Source organism: Streptomyces sp. NPDC090741, assembly GCF_044769045.1.
Taxonomy (GTDB): Bacteria; Actinomycetota; Actinomycetes; order Streptomycetales; family Streptomycetaceae; genus Streptomyces.
Window position 1 is genome coordinate 429460 of record NZ_JBIVXF010000003.1, and the last position, 18886, is coordinate 448345.

The 18886-nt window shown below is 66.2% G+C and carries 12 protein-coding genes and 1 pseudogene; 7 read left to right on the top strand and 6 right to left on the bottom strand.

What is annotated here, in order from left to right; all coding sequences use genetic code 11:
* Positions 1 to 789 precede the first annotated feature (789 nt).
* The gene (locus ACIQU4_RS11510; protein WP_403728324.1) at positions 790 to 1245 is read left to right on the top strand and encodes a hypothetical protein; all 456 of its coding nucleotides are present in this window, start codon (positions 790 to 792) and stop codon (positions 1243 to 1245) included.
* Between the two features lie 169 nt (positions 1246 to 1414).
* Complete coding sequence (locus ACIQU4_RS11515; RefSeq protein ID WP_403728326.1) at positions 1415 to 2164, top strand: transposase family protein; 750 nt, start codon at positions 1415 to 1417, stop codon at positions 2162 to 2164.
* Between the two features lie 66 nt (positions 2165 to 2230).
* Here the strand turns inward: ACIQU4_RS11515 and ACIQU4_RS11520 are convergent, their stop codons facing one another.
* The 3 genes and pseudogenes from ACIQU4_RS11520 to ACIQU4_RS11530 form a co-directional block, all read right to left on the bottom strand.
* Complete coding sequence (locus tag ACIQU4_RS11520; protein ID WP_403728542.1) at positions 2231 to 2743, bottom strand: SMI1/KNR4 family protein; 513 nt, start codon at positions 2741 to 2743, stop codon at positions 2231 to 2233.
* A gap of 464 nt (positions 2744 to 3207) precedes the next feature.
* Positions 3208 to 3941, bottom strand: a pseudogene (locus ACIQU4_RS11525) (IS5 family transposase); the annotation flags it as partial.
* 185 nt (positions 3942 to 4126) lie between these two features.
* The gene (locus ACIQU4_RS11530; protein ID WP_403728328.1) at positions 4127 to 5707 is read right to left on the bottom strand and encodes a PspA/IM30 family protein; all 1581 of its coding nucleotides are present in this window, start codon (positions 5705 to 5707) and stop codon (positions 4127 to 4129) included.
* A 365-nt stretch (positions 5708 to 6072) separates the two neighbouring features.
* On the opposite strand from ACIQU4_RS11530, the gene ACIQU4_RS11535 reads away from it, so the two are divergent.
* The gene (locus ACIQU4_RS11535; RefSeq protein ID WP_403728329.1) at positions 6073 to 6966 is read left to right on the top strand and encodes a hypothetical protein; all 894 of its coding nucleotides are present in this window, start codon (positions 6073 to 6075) and stop codon (positions 6964 to 6966) included.
* A gap of 129 nt (positions 6967 to 7095) precedes the next feature.
* Here the strand turns inward: ACIQU4_RS11535 and ACIQU4_RS11540 are convergent, their stop codons facing one another.
* Positions 7096 to 8448, bottom strand: a complete 1353-nt coding sequence (locus tag ACIQU4_RS11540; RefSeq protein ID WP_403728331.1) for a hypothetical protein — start codon at positions 8446 to 8448, stop codon at positions 7096 to 7098.
* A 482-nt stretch (positions 8449 to 8930) separates the two neighbouring features.
* Here ACIQU4_RS11540 and ACIQU4_RS11545 point away from each other — a divergent pair, with 482 nt between their 5' ends.
* Positions 8931 to 9503 carry a restriction endonuclease gene (locus ACIQU4_RS11545; RefSeq protein WP_403728544.1) on the top strand — a complete coding sequence of 191 codons (573 nt, stop codon included), beginning with the start codon at positions 8931 to 8933 and terminating at the stop codon, positions 9501 to 9503.
* A complete protein-coding gene (locus ACIQU4_RS11550) occupies positions 9419 to 10261 on the top strand; it encodes a PE-PGRS family protein (protein WP_403728333.1) in 843 nt (280 codons plus the stop codon). The genes ACIQU4_RS11545 and ACIQU4_RS11550 overlap by 85 nt, the downstream gene beginning before the upstream one ends.
* Here ACIQU4_RS11550 and ACIQU4_RS11555 read toward each other — a convergent pair.
* Together ACIQU4_RS11555 and ACIQU4_RS11560 are read right to left on the bottom strand one after the other, a co-directional pair.
* Entirely contained in the window at positions 10191 to 11840 is a 1650-nt protein-coding gene (locus ACIQU4_RS11555) for a PE-PGRS family protein (RefSeq protein WP_403728335.1), read from the bottom strand. The genes ACIQU4_RS11550 and ACIQU4_RS11555 overlap by 71 nt on opposite strands.
* Positions 11841 to 11933: 93 nt before the next feature.
* Positions 11934 to 13334, bottom strand: a complete 1401-nt coding sequence (locus ACIQU4_RS11560) for a DNA-binding protein (protein ID WP_403728337.1) — start codon at positions 13332 to 13334, stop codon at positions 11934 to 11936.
* 721 nt (positions 13335 to 14055) lie between these two features.
* Here ACIQU4_RS11560 and ACIQU4_RS11565 point away from each other — a divergent pair.
* Together ACIQU4_RS11565 and ACIQU4_RS11570 are read left to right on the top strand one after the other, a co-directional pair.
* Positions 14056 to 14991, top strand: coding sequence for a hypothetical protein (locus ACIQU4_RS11565; protein ID WP_403728339.1), 936 nt, complete (start codon positions 14056 to 14058; stop codon positions 14989 to 14991).
* Positions 14992 to 15079: 88 nt separating this feature from the next.
* Positions 15080 to 18880, top strand: coding sequence for a CHAT domain-containing protein (locus ACIQU4_RS11570; RefSeq protein ID WP_403728341.1), 3801 nt, complete (start codon positions 15080 to 15082; stop codon positions 18878 to 18880).
* The last annotated feature ends 6 nt before the right edge of the window (positions 18881 to 18886 follow it).

Genomic DNA, 18886 nt, shown 5'->3' on the forward strand with positions numbered 1-18886 from the left:
TCCACTCGTCGTCGATCGATTTGTCCAGCCGTGCCCTGTGGCACCTGACGGAGCAGCTCGCCCGAGATCGGCGTGCTGCTTGAGCAAGCACAAGCGGTACAGCCTGAACGTCCAGGTCCTCGCCGACCCGTTCGGTCGACCGCTCTATGCATTGCAGGCCCCCTGCGCGGAAATGGTCCGGTCGGCGTCTTTCCGTCCCGCAGAACGTTCCAGAACGGCCGTCGTCGCGGCAGCGAGTCAGAGGGCGCGGGAGAGCTGCCGAACCGCCCTGATGGTGCGTCGGAATAGTTGGCAATCTGTCAGCATGAGTCCTGAGAGACCTGGGGAAAGCTGACCGAACATGCGAATCGTTGTAGGCTCCGGAGACCGCCCTTGACCTGCGGAAAGCAGGCAGGGAGCAGACATATCGGGAGCTTCTTCATGTTTCGAACCATGTTCAAGTCCCACATCTGACATCTGGGTGTTTTCGCAGGTCAGAGGCATGATGTGAGGGTCTAGGTCAGCAAACACTCAGCATCGGTCCCGATCATGTCCCGCCGTTGCTGACCTCGGAGACAGCCGCTCGTGATCAATACAGCTAGGGCCTGTCTCCTTGAGGAGTTGATCCACTCCCGTGGCTCCGGGGATTCTCCCGATCAGGTGGTTTGCCGTCTTATGGAGCATCTTCAGGGCTTCTGCAGCGTTGCCCGGTTGTCCGGCCGATCTTTGGTCCGGCCCACTTGTTGCTGCGGGAGGCTGTCGACCGGAGTCGGTCGCGGTCGCGGCGATCACTAGGTGAAGGAGTCACCCATGGGAAACCTACGCAACGGCACATACCGCATCTTCGCGCTCGGCGAAGGCATCGCCCCCGAGGCGGCGATCCTCACAGCAACCGAGCAGGGTGTGACCCTTGCGGGTAAGGGGGCTGTGCCGGAACGAGAGCAAGAGTTTCGCGTAGAGCGCGCCGAGGGCGGCTACGCCATCCAGTTCCCAGCGCAGATCATCCCCAGTGCTTCCCTGAGTCACAAGGAGCCTCAGTCCGGCGACAGGCTGATCCTGGGGCCGTTGTCTGATTTCCCCACGCGCGTGTGGAACATCGAGCCACTGCCGTTGGGGCTGCTTCCGGAACCTTTCGTCATCCGTGTTCCCGATGCCGACCTGGCAGTGGGAATTGCGCCGATCAAGATCTTCCCGCCTCAGCTCGGGCTGCAGACGGTCGGCATCGGCAAGCCCCAGACCTGGGCGTTCGAGTTCCTCCGGGAGTAATAGCCGCGTGACGCCCGGGTGAGGACACCGTCCGCGTTCACACGGTGTTCAGTGAGCTCTTTCAGAGTGGCCATTGATCGGGTGACGGGCCAGCGTCCCGCAACCCACGAGGCTCCCGTGCCGTTGAGAGAGATGCTCGACGTCTCAACTCATCAGCACAGGAGCCTCGTTGGTTCCCCGTCCTGCCGCACTCGACCTGCCTCATGCTCTGGTCGAGTGGGTATCGATGCTCATCGTCACCCGTGAGGGTGACCGACGCTGCAAGCTCCCGCCCCACCAGCGCGCCCTCGTCGGCCTGGTCTACCTGCGCAGGCACGAGACGCTCGCGCAGATCGCCGCCGGTTTCGGCATATCCGTCGGGACCGCCCACGCCTACGTCACGGCCGTCGTCAACCACCTGTCCCGCCGGGCACCCGGTCTGTTGCGGGTCCTGCGCGAGACGGATCCTGATCACGTCCTGCTCGACGGGACGCTCGCCGAGTGCGACCGGGTCGGCGACAGCCGGGCCGACTTCTCCCAGAAGCACCGCCGTCACGGCGTGAACGTGCAGGTCGTGGCCGATCCCACCGGCAACCTGCTGTGGATCTCACCCGCGCTGCCCGGCCGCACCCATGATCTGACCGCGGCCCGCACCCACCGCATCATCCGGATCTGCGAACGCCAGGGCGTTCCCGTGCTCGCCGACCGCGCCTACATCGGGGCCGGCCCCTGGGTGACCACGCCCATCAGGCGGCTTCCCGGCCAGGACCTCACCACAACCCAGCAGACGATCAACCGAGCCCTGTCAGCGGCACGAGCACCGGTCGAACGAAGCATCGCGCGACTCAAGTCCTGGCAGATCCTGCGCCGGGCCCGCTGCAGCCCCAACCGGATGACCGTCATCGCCGCAGCCGTCCTCACCCTGGAACGTCAACGCTGATGCATCTCATTGCCGTTCCAGGGTGAGGACGGATTGGCAATGGCCGTCATCCAGTTGGGAGCCGTCTCACGACCAGACAAGTCGCCCTTCGGCAACGGAACAGACCGGATAGTCCCCCGCGCCGATCCTCGTCAGCATCTCCGCCACGGAGTCGAAGTAGTGAGCCAGTGACGCGTACTCGCCGGTGACCGTGGGCGCACCCACGAACCATCTGCCGATACGTCCGTCCCTCGCGTCGATGAACTGTCCCATCCAGCCGTCCCGGTCCGACTGGAACGGGATCCACTCCTCGCGCCATTCGCTCCCACCGGACAAGGGGTGATTCGCGTAGAGCCTCTCCATCGCCCGGATGCCCAGAAAGAAGCTTCCCTCGTCGGGGAACCCGTCGAAGCCGCAGCACATCACGTCGTCGTCGACGTCTTCCTCCGGCAGATCCAGATTGTTCTGCAACAGCCACGTCCGCAGGTGCCCATGAAGGGAGATCCCCATCCGTTCCTCGGCTGCCGCGAGCATCTGCTCCGTAGCGGGCCCCGGCAGATCCGCGTGATCGGCCGGCGCGTGCTCTCGAAGAAGGCTCATCACACGCGACCAACTCTCAGCCACACTCATCGCCCTATGCCCTCTGTCCTCTCTACAGGGATGTCTCCGTCCGACTACGCCACTGCGGAGGTTGGGAAGTACCGGCCGGAGAACCTTGCAGGGATGGTACTTCGAGCATGCGTTCCATCCCTCCCCACAATCACCTTCCGCCCCGAAGCGCAGGACCGGCCCCTCAGCGAAGTGACCGCCCGCGACTTTTCACAGACAACCCACCGTGCCCGGCGGGCCCAGCCGAGGAGCTTCCAGGCTCAAGCGAGGGCCGCGGCGTCACCCTGGAGTGGCGAAGCTGAAAACGCTCAGTGTCGTGGAGCACGTCGGTACTGGCTCTTGGCCTGCGGACGCGTGTTGGGTGGTCGATCGCTGACGGCCGTTTGTCGCCGGGCCCAGATGAGGATCGCGGCGAGGTGGAGTGCGGCCTGGTAGGCGATGGCGAGCTTGTCCGTTCGCATGGCCAGGCCGCGCCACTGCTTGAGCCGGTTGATGCATCGCTCGACTGCGTTGCGCTGCTTGTACGCCTCCGCGTCGAAGGACGGCGGTCGGCCGCCGGCACTGCCTCGCCGCAGACGGTGGCCGATCTGGTCGGACGGCTGGGGGATGACAGCGCGGATACCGCGTTGGCGGAGGTGACTGCGGATCGCGCGGGACGAGTACGCGCGGTCCGCGAGGACGGCATCAGGCCGGGTCCTGGGTCTTCCCGGTCCGCTTCGCGGAACACGGATGGCGGCCATGACGGTCTTGAAAGCCGGGGCGTCGCCTGCCTGGCCTGCGGTGACGCGGAGGGCCAGGGGCCGTGCACGACTGTCGCTGGCGAGGTGGACCTTTGTGCTCAGGCCGCCGCGGGAGCGTCCGAGCGCGTGGTCGTCGGGTTCGGCCGGGCCTCGAGCCCCCTTGGTTCTGGCTCCGGCGGAATGCTGCTGAGCCCTGCACACGGTGGAATCCACCGACACAGTCCAGCCGATGTCGTCTGCCCTCTCAGCTGCCGCCAGCACCGCGCCAAGGATGCGTTCCCAGGTTCCGTCCACGGCCCACCTGATCAGCCGTTTATGGGCGGTCTGGAACGAGCCGAGCTCGTCGGGCAGGTCTCGCCAGGGTGAGCCGTTCGGTACTTCCACGCGATGGCTTCCAAGGTGCGGCGATGATCGGCCCATCGCCGACCGTGGACCGGATCGGCCGGCATCAGCGGCTCGATCCGGTCCCAGATCGCATCAGTGATCACTAACCGGACGGACACATCCGATCAACTGACCAACCATTCAAGGAGACACGCTCTAGCTCCTACAGACTCCGGACAGGGCCCTTCGCCACGCGCTGCCGGGCCGGGATCTCCGTGACCCGGGTCGGGCAGTACGCGGCCTCCCTTGTTCAGTACTTTTTCACGCCCACGTGGTCCACGATGAAGCGGCGGCCCTTGGGGTCAAGGGCGAAGTGGATACGACCGCAATCGCTGTGGGCAACGCCGTCGCGGACCTTCACATGCGGCAGGGTATCCCGCCGTTCTCCGTCGAATTCCACCCAGCGAAGACCGACATCGTTCTTGATGGTCTGGTCACTGGTGGCAACCCTCAACCCGTGCTGGGTGGAGAACCACTCGTCAAGGTGGGGCATGGAGCCCTGCGGTTGCTCGTACAGGTCAGCCGCCGCTTTTGCGAGCAGGACCAGTTTCTCAGTCATCTCCTCAGGGAAGCGGTAGCGGCTCGCCTTCCAGCTGCGCTCAGCTCCGGGGGTGAAGACGATGCGCCCTTCAGATGCTGTTTCAAGGGCACGGTACGTTGCATCCGAGTCCCCCGTCTGAAGGTCTGGAATGGCACCCCAGGGATCACCCGGTGCCGAGTTCTGGGATGCCCGCTCCTGTTGGTAGAGCTGGCGCCACCGGGTCGCTTCCTCTTGATGCTTCGCGGCTTCAGCGGCCTTGCCCGAGAACTCTGCTGCCCGTGCCGCCTCCGAGATCGCCAGCTGTTCCCAGGTGGTGACGTCATCCTCAAGGGCGCGGATGCGCTGCTCGAGTGCCTTCCGCTCGGCAGCTGCATCACCCACTCGGCGGGCTTCCTCCACCTCAGAGGCTGCGCGCGTGGCGGCTGCGCGCTGCGCGGCATGGAGCGCCGACTCCCACCCCTTGTCAGATCCGCGTGCCAGGACGGACAGTTCTGCCAGGGTGCGCATCCAATGGCCAACCATCCCATCAGTGGTGACCTCGGCACGGGAGTAGCTGGGGTGTGAGAGGCTCAGGTCAGGCCATACGAGCAGGGCTCCGCCGTCGGGGACGCGTAGGGCAGGCTGGGCTTGCAGGAGCGCCTGGCTGGTCGCGTAGTTGAGAGTCACCACCTGTGCAAGACCCATGAGTTGTGACGAGGCCCGTCGAGCGACCTGCCAGGCATCGTCGTCACGGGGATGCATCACAAGCGTCGGCAGACGGGTCGGAGAGGCCAAGGACTCGGCGAGGACCGGGACCAGCTCGATTTGGCGGATGGGCTCGAACCGGCCGGTCACCCGCTGGCTCAGCGTGCGCAGATTGAGAGCATCGTCCCCGCAGGCGATACCCAGCACGTTCGGCCGGAACAGGGGCGGGTCCTGTATGGGGGACAGCCAACCGCTCGGAATTTCCTGGCCCATCACGACTCGGAACAGCACACGGTCTGCCAGGTCGGCCAAAGTGACCTGGGTGACGAACCGCGCACCGCTGTCGACGGGGTGGGAAAGGTGGACGCGCAGCGCGTGGGTGTCGTCGCCCTCCTCGACCCTCCATGACGCCTGCCTCAGCTCACGGCCGGGCGGCTTGGCCGGCAGGAGCGTGTCGCCGGACCGGGTGAGATCGGCCTCGGAGGGGCCGCTTCCGGAAGGGGCGCCCAGCCAGGTTGCAAGATGCCGCCGCAGCCGCGGCACGACATCGGTATCGGCATCCGAGGCTGGTGACACGTCAAACTCAACCACGTACAGAGGCTGCATCCGCTCTCCTGCGCAATCGTGGGGCGTCATGGGCAAGTTGGCGCAACGATAGTGCGAAAGTATGGGCCGAATTGGTTCTTGTGCCTGTGAGACCGTCTTCTCGCTCTCCGGGTCAGGCCGTCGCCGAAGCCCGAGCCGGAACGGAGCCTTACCTCCCGGCTGCCGTAGCGGGTTCGATCGGCTTCAGGACGGCGGCCCACAGTGTTTTCTCCAGTGAGGTTCTGCGGTGGCGTACCGCTGTGTCATGGTGCCCCCGGCGGCAGCTTCGTCTCCTTCGTTCAGGCGAAGCGATCGCGATTTCGGCAGCAGTTCGATCTCAAGGTTCCTAGCATCGGCACTGTTTCGCTGGGCGAGAGGACTCGAACGTGGCCGACCCTGCCGCAGGTGTGCGCCCACCAGCTGTAGCGCGCCGGCTTCCCGGCCGGGCAAGGCGGCGCACGGACGTCCTGCGCGAGTACGAGGAGTTCAATTCGGATCGCCGCAGGGCGATTCCTCCGGTGCTGTGGCCGTTCTTCGCACCGGACCCGGACCGGTACTACCGATGGCGGGTTCAGCTGGATTGCGCTTGCGTCAAGGAGTTGCTGACACCGGGTGACCGCATCCCGCCGAGCGAGAGGCAGTGGCGTGGCCTCGGGGATGGTGAAGCATTGCCGCCGGGACAGGTGTACTGCCGGCACGATGATTCCGCTGATGCCCCCTACCGCGACATCGTTGAGTGGGGAGACCGACGGGAGGTGAGCTTTGCCGCGGACCCGGTGGAGCCACCCGAATGGGCCGATGCCGATGTGTGGGCCGTGATCCGCCATGATGAAGCGCACACGTCGGCCTTCTGGAAGGTGACGCTGGCCTGCGGACACGTCGAAGAGGTCGTAGCGCCAGCCCTCGACTGGAAACCCGATGATGGGCCGCGCTTGGCCGAAGCCACGAGGGTGAAGCAGATGACCGAGGAATTTGAGCAGGTCTGGGATTCAGACCCGATGCTTCAATCCGGACACCAACGTGAGCACACCCGCCGGATGCTGGCGGCAGGCTGGCCGCGTCCGAGGCCGGAACGGTCTTGCCATACGTGTCCCGACGCTCGCGCGATTGTCGCCTATCAGCGCGTGGGCTGGCTCATTCCGCGGAATGAGGCGCTGAAGCCCGAAATCCCGCCGCCTGCTCGCGCTGTCTTGGAGCGCCGACTGCGCCGGGCCGAGGCCGAGGCTGAGCGGCTACGAGTGCAGCTGGCCGGGCACGAGGAGCGACGGGACGCCCGATAGCCGGGCCTCGTAAGCGGCCAGCACTCTTCCGGATCGGAGCCCTTCCGTTCCCACTCACACGGGCGGCGTTGGATGGTGTCGCGCCCGAGGGCACCCGGGCGCGACACCGTCACACCTGCCCGGGCAGGGTCAGGTCAGTACGCGCATCGCGAGTACGGAGCCGTCTTGATGGATGGAGACGGGGCCGTCCCACTTCGAGTCCCATCCGAGAAGGGGCCATGACTTCCGTTGGGCGTGGACCGCGGTGCGGTACCGCTCCAACTGGCCGTTCTCGAGATGGTGGAAGAGGTCCTTCGCGACTCCGGAGAACGCCTCGACCCGGGTCCTGTTGAGACGGAAGACGTGATCGGTGCCGACGAAGTCGATGCCATGGAGCTGGACGTACGCGTCTTGGACGCTGTCGGTGGCGGCATGGATTAGGCCCGTGAAGTGTCGCTGGCCTTGCCTCTTGGTGAGGTACTGCGCGGTGGCTGTGCCGTCTCCGGCGAAGGCCGTCAGGCCGGCGGCGGTGGTTCGGGCGAGGACGCGCCGAAACCACGGATAGTGCTCGGGCTGGACGTGGAACCCTGGCTCGGGCGCTGGCGGTTCGCCGCCCTCGTGAGGCCGCTGGATTCCCGGGTAGATGTTCTCGTCGTCGACTGGTTGATCGAGGTGGTTGTCGGGGGTGTCCAGCGCGCTGTTCAGCCGGCCGCCGGTTCCCCGTGCCTGCAAGGCGTGCACCGTGAGGGGGCCCTCGGTCGGAAGCTCCGTGCTGAACACCAGGACCGGCGTCTGGTTCCATGCGCCGATGTGGACTGCCTCGACGTGGGCGGAGGCGGACGCCAGCTGGGTGTGCGACGTGGCGGCGTTGCTGTGGTTGCCTTTGCAGGCGATCGGGATGGCCGACGACGGCTCGCCGGGCTTCCAGACCTCGGCGAAGAACTGCGGCCGGTAGCGGTAGCCGGATCGCGGCCCGGCGTCACGGCTGGTGAGAGCCCAGCCGGCCCGCAGCGCGGTGTCCGCGGGGACGATCGAGATCGAGTGATCCGGATACCGGCGGCCCAAGAGCTGTCGAGCGAGAGTCAGGGCGAAGCCGGTGCCGAGTTCCCCGGACTGGATCGCCTTGTAGTAGTCCGCGGTCTCCCGGCCCTCTGCCGAGAGCGTCATAAAGGACTCGGCGCTGCCGGTCAGAGCCTGGCTGTACTTCAGGCATCCCCAGTGCTCCGCGAGCCCGCGGCTGGCTCCTCGCCGCGACAGGGCGATCGCTTGGCCGAGGGTGTGCAAGACGTCCCAGGGCGTGAGCTGGACGGTCCGGTCCAGCTCCTTCGTCGGTATGGGGCGCAGGCCCGACTTGCGCCGGAGCTCTTCGAGCTCCTTCTCCTCGCGGGCCTTGTCATCCTCGGCGGCTGCCGCATCGACCTTGCCGACCAGCCCGGTGCTGGAATGAGCGGAGATGTTTGACGGCTGGACGAGCTCCTTCAGTACGTCAGCGGCTGGCTTCAACCTGTTCCCCTTACGGCTCGCTCGGGTGTAACAGACCAACATCGCAAGCTATGCACCGGGAGAGGGGCGCGCACAGGGCGTACGTGGGCACGCCGCTGCCTCGGGGACCTGGTGCTGGGAGAGTGAGCCATGGCCAACAGGCGCTCTTACGCCTGCGGAGTTCCTCACCCACACTGGCGGCCGACACCAGGGGGAGGAAACGGGTGGCAGCTCGTAAGCCGAAGCGCCGGTCGTCCCGGCGTAAGCGCAGGGACGACCGGCTCGCTGTGGGAGCCGTCAGCGGTATCGCTGTCCTCGGCGTACTCACGTCGTCATGGGTTGTGATCTGGCCCTACCTCGTCGGGACCCTGGTCATAGGGGCAGTGACCGCAGGAGGCTGGTGGCTGTGGAAGACGGACCGGCTCATCCGCAGCGGTGATCGGACGTGGCGCCACGAGGACGCGGTCAACACTGGCCACCGGACGCTCACCCAAGTCGACGCGATGGACGGACCGGACTTCGAGGAGTTTGTGGCCGGTCTGTGCCGACGGGACGGATGCACCGACGTGCGCCGGGTCGGTCGCTCGCACGACGACGGAGCGGACGTCCGCGGACGGCTTCCCGACGGCCGGACCATGGTGATCCAGTGCAAGCGCTACAACCCGAAGCGGAAGATCTCCAACAGCGAGGTCCGCAACCTCCTTGGCTCCCAAGTGCACTTCGGCGCCGACGTCGCGATCTTCGTGACCACCACCTACTTCAGCGGCCCTGCCGAGCGCTGCGCTGTGCAGAACGGCGTCCTGGCCGTTCACCGCGACCACCTCGGCCTGTGGAACAACGGCGCCGCATTGCCCCTCCCTCGCCTGTGTCAATGGATCCGGCCAGGGAGGCCGCGAACATCGCGTCCGCCGGAAGGAGACGTACGGATAGCCGGAGCCCGGATTCTGCCGTTGACGGCCTCCAGGAGTCGTTGGACTGGCTCAATGGACCCATGGAGATTGGGGAGCACTGGGCCTATCGAGCAAGGCCGAAGGAACTGGGTGGTGCACTGCGACGGGTGGAGATTGTCCGAGTAGGTGGCGCCGGCAGATCCGCGAGCGTCCACGTGCGCTTCCTGGATGGCGATGCGGCTGGCCTCCAGGAATGGGTAAGTCCCGGCTGTCTGCTCGACCTTTGGGCTGACGTCGACTCCTTCCGGGCGGACGACGCGGCGGAGCTGGCTCTGACCGAGGCATCGAGGGCAGTGCGGGGGAGCGCCGAATTCGAGGCGGCCCGGATGATCTTGGGCTTCGTCCGGCCCAAGGGGCGGCTACGTCTGCGTAAGGCCGTGGCCGACGCAGGCGTCCTGGAGCTGGGGCACGTCGATGAGACCGCGCCACTCGTCGGCATGGACGCTGCCCGACTGCGCGACGACCCCATGCTCCACGAGGACCGCAAAGGCTGCTCCCTGGCGGGCTGGCCGATCACCGAGCGGATCGCACGCCAGGTCGCCCAGCGGCTGGCCGAGGAGATCCTGCCGGAGGTCGACCGGCGGCAGCGAGCCATGGAAGAGGAGCGCGACCGATCTTCCTGGTACGGCTACCAGCGTCGGGACGACCGAAGGCTGGACGCGGACAAGGAAGCCCTGCGCACGGTGCGGGAGTGGTGCGGACAGGAGAAGGCAGAGCGCCATGACGAGCTGGTGGCCCTGAGGGCGGAGGTGCTGCGACTCGGGGAACTGGTCGAGCGGGCCGTAAAGGCGCTCCGCGATCGGGGCCACGGTGTCATCGCCTCCACCATTGAGCGCGACCTGGGCGTCCATATCTCCACCCTTGGTCCGGACGTTCGTCGCTGAACGCCCGCGAGCGCTCCGGCTCCGGCCGTACCTCGGGCTGGGCCGGAGCGGGCTTCGACGGCGGCTTCTCCTTCTCGGGACGATGCGGGTGCCAGCCGGCGAGGAACGGACGAAGCTGGTCACCCGTCGGCTCCGCGTGGAAGTTCCGCCCGCGGAGCCCCTTGCGGCTCAAGATGGGATCGATACGGGCTGCCTCTGATCGTCCCCAGGCCGACCATTCCCGAAGGCTCTCTGCCTCGACGGCGTCATCGGCCTGGGCAGCGGCTTCGTCCAAGGCGTCGCAGAAGGCCCGGATTTCGCCGGCGGCTCGCCATCGGTCCAGGGCCGTCCCGAACTGCTCGGCCCGCGCCGCGTCCACCGCTTTGATCGAAGCCACGCTGAGCGCGGCCTCCCACTTCTCCTGTGTCCGCTGCCGCTTCTCCGCTTCCACCCGTTGACGTTCGGCTTCCTGCCTCGCCCGCTCCTCCTGCAGCCGATGCTGTTCCGCTTCGCGCTCTTCCCTCAGGCGGCGCTGTTCCGCCTCGTACTCGAGCCTGGCTCGCTCCTGCTCCCGCGCACGTGCCTTCAGCACCTTGAAGACCTCGTCGATCTGGTCTTCCAGCCGCTTCTTGCCGGTGTCGGCCCACTCCGTTTTGATGCCGAGGCGCAACTCGAGCTCCCCGGAGGGCTCGACCCGGTGCGCCGGCGTCACCCGCTGCCAGTCATAGGTACGCCGGCCCGGCTGCTTGGGCACGTACCGGACCTGCTGCTGCCGCTCACGGAAGTTGATCTCGTAGGTGACGCCATGGACGGTGAGCAGCGGCCGCGGCTGCTTGCGCTTCTTGGAGATCTTGATCTCGCCATGGAGAGCGAAGGCGCGCTCGGCGAACAGCCGGAGCAGGGACAGAACCCGGGGGAGTACCTCCTCCGAGACCTCGAAGGCGCTGTGGTCCTTCTCGACTGCGGTGATCACATCGTCGATGTCGGTCAGAGTCCTGCTGCGCGCGAGCCTGATCCGGTTCCACTCCGTGTCGTCCTCGCCACTCACCCGCAGCAGCCCGAAGCAGATGTCTCCCTTGGCCCGCCCGGTGTACTTCAGGTGGTACCCGGCAGGAGGGCGCTGCCTCGCCGCATCGAAGGCCCGCCGGTACCGGGCGCGCTCCGCCTCCCCAGGATCCGGGATGCGTAGGAAGCGCCCAGCCTCCTGCACTTCCGCGATCAAGGCCGCCCCGATGCCCGCGGAGGAGGGCTGCGGAGCCTTGGGTGCATATTGCGCACGAGGCTCCCGCTTGACTGGGGTCTCGGGCTCGGGAGGCTCAGACTCCGGGGGTGCCGTGGCGGCCGCCGTCGTACGGGACCTCCGTGGCGCGGGTTCAGGCCGGTCCGGATGATGACCGTGCTGGAGGTAGAAGCGACCCGCCTCGGCGATCTCCGCCTCCCACTTCCCGCCTTCCTTCGGCATGGTGATTAGGCCCCGCTCCTGCAGGACCCGTGTGGTGCGGGCGAGGTCCGGGGAGTCAGAGGTGACGGCTTCAGTGCCCTCCCCGATACGTGTGAGGAGGGCAAGCTGGCGATCGTTGAGCGGCGTCCAACGGTGCATGTGATCGTCGTACCGTCCGCGTTCTGGTGGGCACAAGCTGTGCGGTGGGCTTTCCGCGGCGGGTTCCCGGCTGGCCTCCCCGGCAGTTCGGGCTCAGTTGCCGACGAGGGCCTTCAAGGCGTCCACGGACAGGCGCACAGTCGGATCCGCTGCCCCAGCCTCGAAGCGGATGCCCTCGGTCGCCAGGACTTCGGCGGGTGTCTCTGTGCGGGTGGGGTCGGTCCAACGGAAGCCGGGGCTGACACGGCCCGCCGTATTGAGGACCCGCCAGGCGTTGGGGCACTGGCGGCAGGTGGCCAGGTGCGTGCCGACCGGGACGGCATGGCTGCCGATCACGGTTGCCACGTCCCCGTAAGTCGTCCACCGACCCGCGGGGACGGCCGTCAGGAGTGTGTGCAGGCTCGTCCAGTCCTTGCCGGTGCTGCTGAGCTGCTTGGCCAGGGCGGCGAGGCTGGTGCCGGCCAGGGTTCCCCACTCCTCGGGGTCGACGGTGTCCGGGACGTGGGTGGTGTCGACGTCCCACCAGGTGGTGCCTTGGATGCCGTCGGCCTTACGGCCGGTCACGCTGGTGAAGATGTGGTTGGCCAGTCCGGTTGGGGTGTACGGCTTGCCGTCAGCCCTCCACATCAGCGGCTTGGCGGTGTTGTTGTTCCACGTGACGCTTGCTCGGCTGTCGTCCTCACCTACCCAGACGAGGATTTCTTCGCGGATGCCTTCGGTCACGCCGTGCCTCGGCGTCAGCGTGAGCAGGGTGTCGTCCGGGAGCAGTCCGGCGCCGACGATGACATGCACGGCGTTCCGGGCCCGCGAGCGTTCCTCCAGCTTCTGGGCCGCGGCCTTGGCCTCGATCCGGGCCGGGGCGAGAGTGAACTCCTCCACCTCCGGCGTGGGGTAGACCTTGGTGAAGCTGGCGACGAGCTGGTCCTTCACCCTCCACAGCCCCACCTGGATGAGGTCGATGTCGAGGTTCATCTCCGACAGCCAGACCACGGTGTGCGTGACCTGCTTGGGGAAGTCGGCGGCAATTATCACCTGTCTGGGACGCTGCAGGAGTTCCGGGCTCCAGTCCCCGTCCACGTGGTCCAGGAGGCGTTGCCGACACTCGGAGAGTTCGAGGACCTCGCCCCTGCCCTTCCGGAAGTCGCGGTGTGCCTGTGCCAGCGTGTCGAGGTCGAACCTGGACACCAGGGCGGCGTAGGTGATCGCCTGGAGGTGGACGTCCCGGTCGGCCGTTCCGCGCTTCAGCTCGACGACCACGAGCCGTCCGGTGGCGTCCAGTCCCAGGACGTCCAGCCGGTCCCGCGCCGGCACCCCGTCCGTGTCGGCCCACCGGTCGAACTCGGAGGTGATCACTAGCACCGACTCGCCGAGGACCTGAGGGTTGGCGATCACCCACTCTTGGAGGTGCTGTCGTTCGAGGAGCCCCTTCGCTGCGAGCGCGGTCGGTGCGATGGGTGCGGCCAAGGCCCCTTCGACGGTGAAGAGATGATCCACGCTATCCCCCTGCCCCAGTCCGTCAGCCGCGCGCTGCCACGCTGGCCGTCCTGAGCCTATGTGCAGGTCTCGCTCCGGGGCAGTTCCTTGCGGTAGATCACGGAGGGGTCGGGGAGCCGGGTTCCCAGGTCGGCTCCCAGATAGCTCCCAAGACAGGTGCAAAGACCAGGTCAGGGCCCTGACCTGGTCTTACGAAGTCGGGGTGATGGGTTCCGGGACTTCGATGCCATCCGCCCCTGCCCGAAGCAGTTTGCCGAAACCGGGCGTGCACCTGCACATCTGGAGCGAGAATGGCCGCCTAGTGGATCAACGAGGCACAGGGGGCGGAGTTCGGCATGACGAGCCAGGCGGAAGTAGTCGGCCTGCGGATCGCTAGGGCGCTGTCGTACGTATGTGGGCATCGGGATGAACTTGCTGCGCTGCTCGACGAGGACGCCGCCGCCTTGCATGCTCTCGAAGCCGCAATTGGTAGTCCGGCCGCTTCGCTCACCGCTCTTCTAGACGCCTTGCACGCAGCGGTTCGACGCGCAGGCGATCCATCGGGGGTGCATGGGGGCGCGGGCCGCAGCGTAATGCCGGCCGGTGTTGCTGATCTGGATGTCGTGTATCGATGCCCCTTGCAGCTGTGCGTTGGTCGCTCCGGTCACGAAGTGGACGACGACGTGCCACGTTGCCGGTTCGCCCCCGCCGAGACGGCGCTGATCCGGGAGAGGCTCCCGTAGTGGGAGGGCTGTTCAGCGAACTCAGCAAGAAGCTGGCCGAGCGGTGGCTGACCCTCCTCGTACTGCCAGGCGCGCTCTACATGGCAGTCGCTGCAGTCGGAACCACCCTCGGGCAGAGTGCTGCGCTGGACGTGGGGCGGCTCCCTCACGCGATCTCGGATGCTGCTCAGGCTCCTCAGGTGACCACGGTAGGCGGCCAGGTCGTACTGCTCGCTGCCGTCCTTGCTGGTGCGGCTGCTGTTGGGCTGGCCGCCCAGTCCCTCGGCTCCGTTGTCGAGCGTGTCGCTCTGGCCGCCAGCTGGGGCGCATGGCCCTGGCTGTTCGGCGAGTTGGCTGAGCGTCACGTGGCACGTAGAAAGCGTCGCTGGGACGCGGCACAGGCGGAGTACCAGGCCCTGCGGCTCCGGGAACGCGCTCCGCGTCCGGCCGACCGGCCGAGACCTCTGGAGCGTCACCGTGCGGCCCACAGGTGCAAACGTATCTCCGTGGAGCGGCCTGAACGGCCGACCTGGAGCGGTGACCGGATCCACGCCACCGCAGTCCGGCTGGACCGAGAGGCACATGTCAATCTCCTCATCCTCTGGCCACACCTCTGGCTCGTGCTGCCGGAAGAGATACGCGGCGAGATCGGCAGGGCCCGGGCCGCATTGACGCGAGCTGCCGTCCTCGGTGGATGGGCCCTGCTCTATTTGCCTCTGACCTGGTGGTGGTGGCCCGCGGTACCGCTCGCCGCCACGCTGGTGGTCATTTCAGCACGCCGCCTCCGTACTGCGTCGGATACCTACGCCACACTGCTGGAGGCATCCGTGCGCCTTCACCTGTCGGACTTGGCTGACAAGCTGCGCATCGAGGATCAGCCGGTGGGCCCTCTCCTCGGTGGCGCGGTGATGCGACGACTGGGCAGCTCGGCTCCTGTGTCGGAACCGGCTTCGTGAGCACGGTTGAATTCAGAGGCTCGACTCGGCGGACCTCAAGGATGCAGCAATCAGATTTACCGGAGAACGGCAAGTGACAGGACGGTTCGTGCAGAGTCGTGAGCAGGACTTCGCAAGAGAAGACGAACTGGAGAAGCGGATTGCCGTAGTGGGGTTACGGCTGGACCGGCTTGCCCGCGAACAGAACCTCGGCGTAGTGCTGGAGCCGGAAGCACTGGTCGAGGCCCGCCGACTTGCCGCGATACTCCGAAACGACGAGTCCGACCTGGAAGGCCATTACGCCCTCGGCTGGTTGTACACCTTCAGGTATCAGGCACTTCCCGAACGGGCTGGACAACGGGACAGAGAGGAGGCCATCGCGAGGTTCACGCCCTGCTTCGTGTTTGGCGCCGGCGAGGAAGATCTGCCAGATGAACTGGTTCCAGACGTGGCCCGGCACGCGCTTGGCTTCGCCTGGCGGATCCAGCAAGGACTGAACGCTTCGCCGAGCCCAGCGTTGCGCACAAGAGTGACCGATCTTCTGCGGCGCATCGGGGCCGCCATCCCCCGTGAACACGGACACGCGGAAACGCTGTCCAATCTTGCCGTCATCATGAAATCCCAATTCGACATGGGTGGCGAACCAAGGGATTTGGACGCGGCGATCGACGCTGCCCGAGGTGCGGTGGAAAGCGCGGCAACAGGGCACGCGAGCCAGCCGGTCATGCTGTTCAACCTGTCAGGTGTACTTATGGAGCGCTTCACCCAAACAGGTACGGCGGCAGACCTGGACGAGGCGATCGAGATCGGCCGACTGGCAGTCCAAGCTGCTGTGGACTCCCCTGCCGACCGGGCTGGTGGGCTCAACAACCTGGGCACCGCGCTGCAGACCCGATTCACTGAGAGCGGCAGATTGTCGGACTCGGACGCGGCTATCGAAGCCTTCCAGGAAGCGTCAGAACTCTGTGACGAGAGCCACGACAAGGCAGGAGTCCTTCACAATCTGGGGAGCGCTTGGCAGGCCCGATATGAAAGAACCGGCGTTCCGGCGGATCTGGAGAACGCGATCGAGCGCTGCCAGGCCGCAGTCGAGGCTGCCTCCGAGGAACATCCTGGGCGCTCCATATTCATGTCCGGGTTCGGCAGTGCCACGCTGACCCGATTCGAGCTCACCGGGGAAACAGCCTATCTGGACCATTCCATCAACGCGTTCCGGGAAGCTCTGGAGATGCTCCCACTGGGGCACAGGGCTCGGGGACTTCGCCTCTCCGGCCTGGGACAAGCTCTCCTGGCGCGCTACCGCCTTGGCGGAGACAGATCTGACCTCGATACGGCGATCCAGATGAACCGCGCTGCCTCCCTAGAAATCAACCCGCACCAGACCGAGTTCAACGCGGTCCTCAACAACCTGGCTGTCTCTCTCTGGCAGCGTTTCGAATGCACTGGTCAGATGGACGACCTGGACGAGGCCATCAGTGCCAGTCGCGCTTCCGCACACAGCACCGCGAACGGTCACGTCGACCAGCCGGGCCGTCTGTCCAATGTTGGTCTGATGCTGTGGACTCGGTTCAAGCACACCGGGGCGCTGCCGGACCTGGACGCCGCGATCGAGTACGCGCATGGAGCTGTGAAGGCGGCGCCCCGTGAACACTCCGCCTCGGCGGCGATGCTGTCCAATCTCGGCGTCGTGTTGTTGCAACGCTACCAACGGAGCCGGGACCTTCAAGACCTCGATGAAGCGATCCGAAGAAACCGTGAGGTCCTCAGGATTGTGGATGCAGGGAGACCCGAACGCCCTCGATTCCTCGCGAATCTGTGCACGGCCCTGCACGCCCGCTTCCAGCGCACTGGAGACTTTGAGGACCTGAACGGCGCGGTCGTGGCGGGACATGACGCGACCGCCAACGTCCCGTCCCACCACCCCGAGCGCCCGAGATACTTGTCCTTGCTGGGAGGAGTGCTGACCGTCAGGTTCGAGAAGACCGGGTCTATAGCTGATCTTGATGACGCGGTGGTTGCGTGTCAGGCCGCGCTCGACACCTCACCCGCAGAACATCCGGAGCGCGCCGACTACTTGTTCCAGCTCGGGACGGCCCTGCAAAGCCGGTATGAGCGGAATGCCTCGCGACACGACTTTGATCGCGCCCTGGCCGCACACATGGAAGGCGCACGAGCCGATGGGGCCAGGCCCTCTGTTCGGATTCGTGCCGCTCAGGCAGCGGCCTCCCTGACCGGACGGGCGGATCCTAATCTTGCAGCCGATCTCCTGGCTGGTGCCGTACGTCTGTTGCCCGAAGTGGCAGATCGCCGGCTGAGTCGTGGTGACCAGCAACACGCCATGGGCAAGTGGTCCGGGCTGGTCGGAGACGCCGCGGCACTGGCTCTTGCTTCCCACGAAAGCACACCCACCGATCGGGCAGTGTGGGCACTGCAGTTGCTGGAGGCGGGCCGCAGTGTCCTCCACAGCCAGGCGCTGGACATGCGAAGCGACCTTGCTGAGCTTCGCGCGTGCCATCCCGACCTGGCCCATCGTTTCGAGGTACTCCGAGACGAGCTTGACCAGCCGATTGACACGAGCGCTTTCCCCGCGGATCCGATGGAGCAAGTCAGCACCGCCGTGCATGCGGTCGACGCCGAGGAACATCGACGTGGGCTCGTCGACCAGCTTCAGGTCACGCTGGACCGCATCCGAGCGCACGACAGATTCGCCAGTTTCGCTCGCCCTCCCGCTGTCGGTGAGCTCTTGGGTCAAGCCGCCTTTGGTCCGGTGGTGAGCTTTAACGTCAGCCACTACCGCAGCGACGCACTGCTGTTGACGTCCGACGGAATCGAGTCCCTGAGCCTGCCCGACCTGAGGTATGACTTCGTCGTCGACCAGATCCAGATCTTCCACCAGGCCCTGGAAGTCGTTGCCGATCCGCGCACGACGCCCCTCGTGCGTAAGGAGGCCCAAGAGACGCTGCGCACAGTCTTGGAGTGGCTGTGGGACGCGGCGGCCGAACCGGTCTTACACTGCCTCGGTTTCACTGGCGAGCCTTCCCCCGGACAGCCGTGGCCGCGCGTCTGGTGGGCGCCGGGTGGGCTCCTCTCGCTGCTTCCCCTGCATGCTGCCGGCCATCATGCCGAGCCACCGCCGACGGGTCTGAGGAAGGGGGAGCGGCGGACGGTCGTTGACCGTGTCGTCTCCTCCTACACCACCACCGTCCGCGCCCTGCACCACGCGCGCCGCCATGACACATCCACGCCATCCGTAGGCCGGTCGCTGATCGTGGCCATGCCCACAACTCCGGCTATCAGCGGCCGCTTGGACCACGTGTCGGAGGAAGCTGCACTGCTCTGCGGCTTGTTGCCGAAGCCGACGCTGTTCATCGAGCCGGACGCCGCTGCTGGCGGCACGACTGGCCCTGGGGCGGAGACACGACCGACCAAGGCCCGGGTCCTGGCGAATCTCTCCGATTGCACGATCGTTCACTTCGCGTGCCATGGTGCACACAACCCCACCGACCCGTCTAAGAGTCTGTTGTTGCTGCACGACCACGAACATGATCCGCTCAGCGTGGCGGACGTTGCCGAAATGAGGCTGGAATCGTCCCAATTGGCTTACCTGTCAGCCTGCCGAACAGCGTTCATGGGCTCTGTGGAGCTGATCGACGAGGCCATTCATCTCACTTCGGCCTTTCAGCTTGCGGGTTTTCCTCATGTCATCGGTACCCTCTGGGAGATAAATGACGAGGTGGCCTCGTCTATGGCAGCTGATTTCTATGCCGAGCTCGGCAGGATCACGAACCAGCACGGTGATCTTGATACGGATGCGGCGGCCTATGCTCTGCACCACACCGTGCGTAAGGTCCGTGATCAATATCCAAAGTACCCCTACCTGTGGGCGGCCCACCTACACGCCGGAATCTGAAACTTG

Bases quoted from the DNA above. Each gene is read 5' to 3' on its own strand.
- ACIQU4_RS11510 (WP_403728324.1), top strand. From the start codon at position 790: ATGGGAAACCTACGCAACGGCACATACCGCATCTTCGCGCTCGGCGAA.
- ACIQU4_RS11520 (WP_403728542.1), bottom strand. From the start codon at position 2,743: ATGAGCCTTCTTCGAGAGCACGCGCCGGCCGATCACGCGGATCTGCCG.
- ACIQU4_RS11530 (WP_403728328.1), bottom strand. From the start codon at position 5,707: ATGCAGCCTCTGTACGTGGTTGAGTTTGACGTGTCACCAGCCTCGGAT.
- ACIQU4_RS11545 (WP_403728544.1), top strand. From the start codon at position 8,931: ATGGACGGACCGGACTTCGAGGAGTTTGTGGCCGGTCTGTGCCGACGG.
- ACIQU4_RS11550 (WP_403728333.1), top strand. From the start codon at position 9,419: ATGGAGATTGGGGAGCACTGGGCCTATCGAGCAAGGCCGAAGGAACTG.
- ACIQU4_RS11555 (WP_403728335.1), bottom strand. From the start codon at position 11,840: ATGCACCGTTGGACGCCGCTCAACGATCGCCAGCTTGCCCTCCTCACA.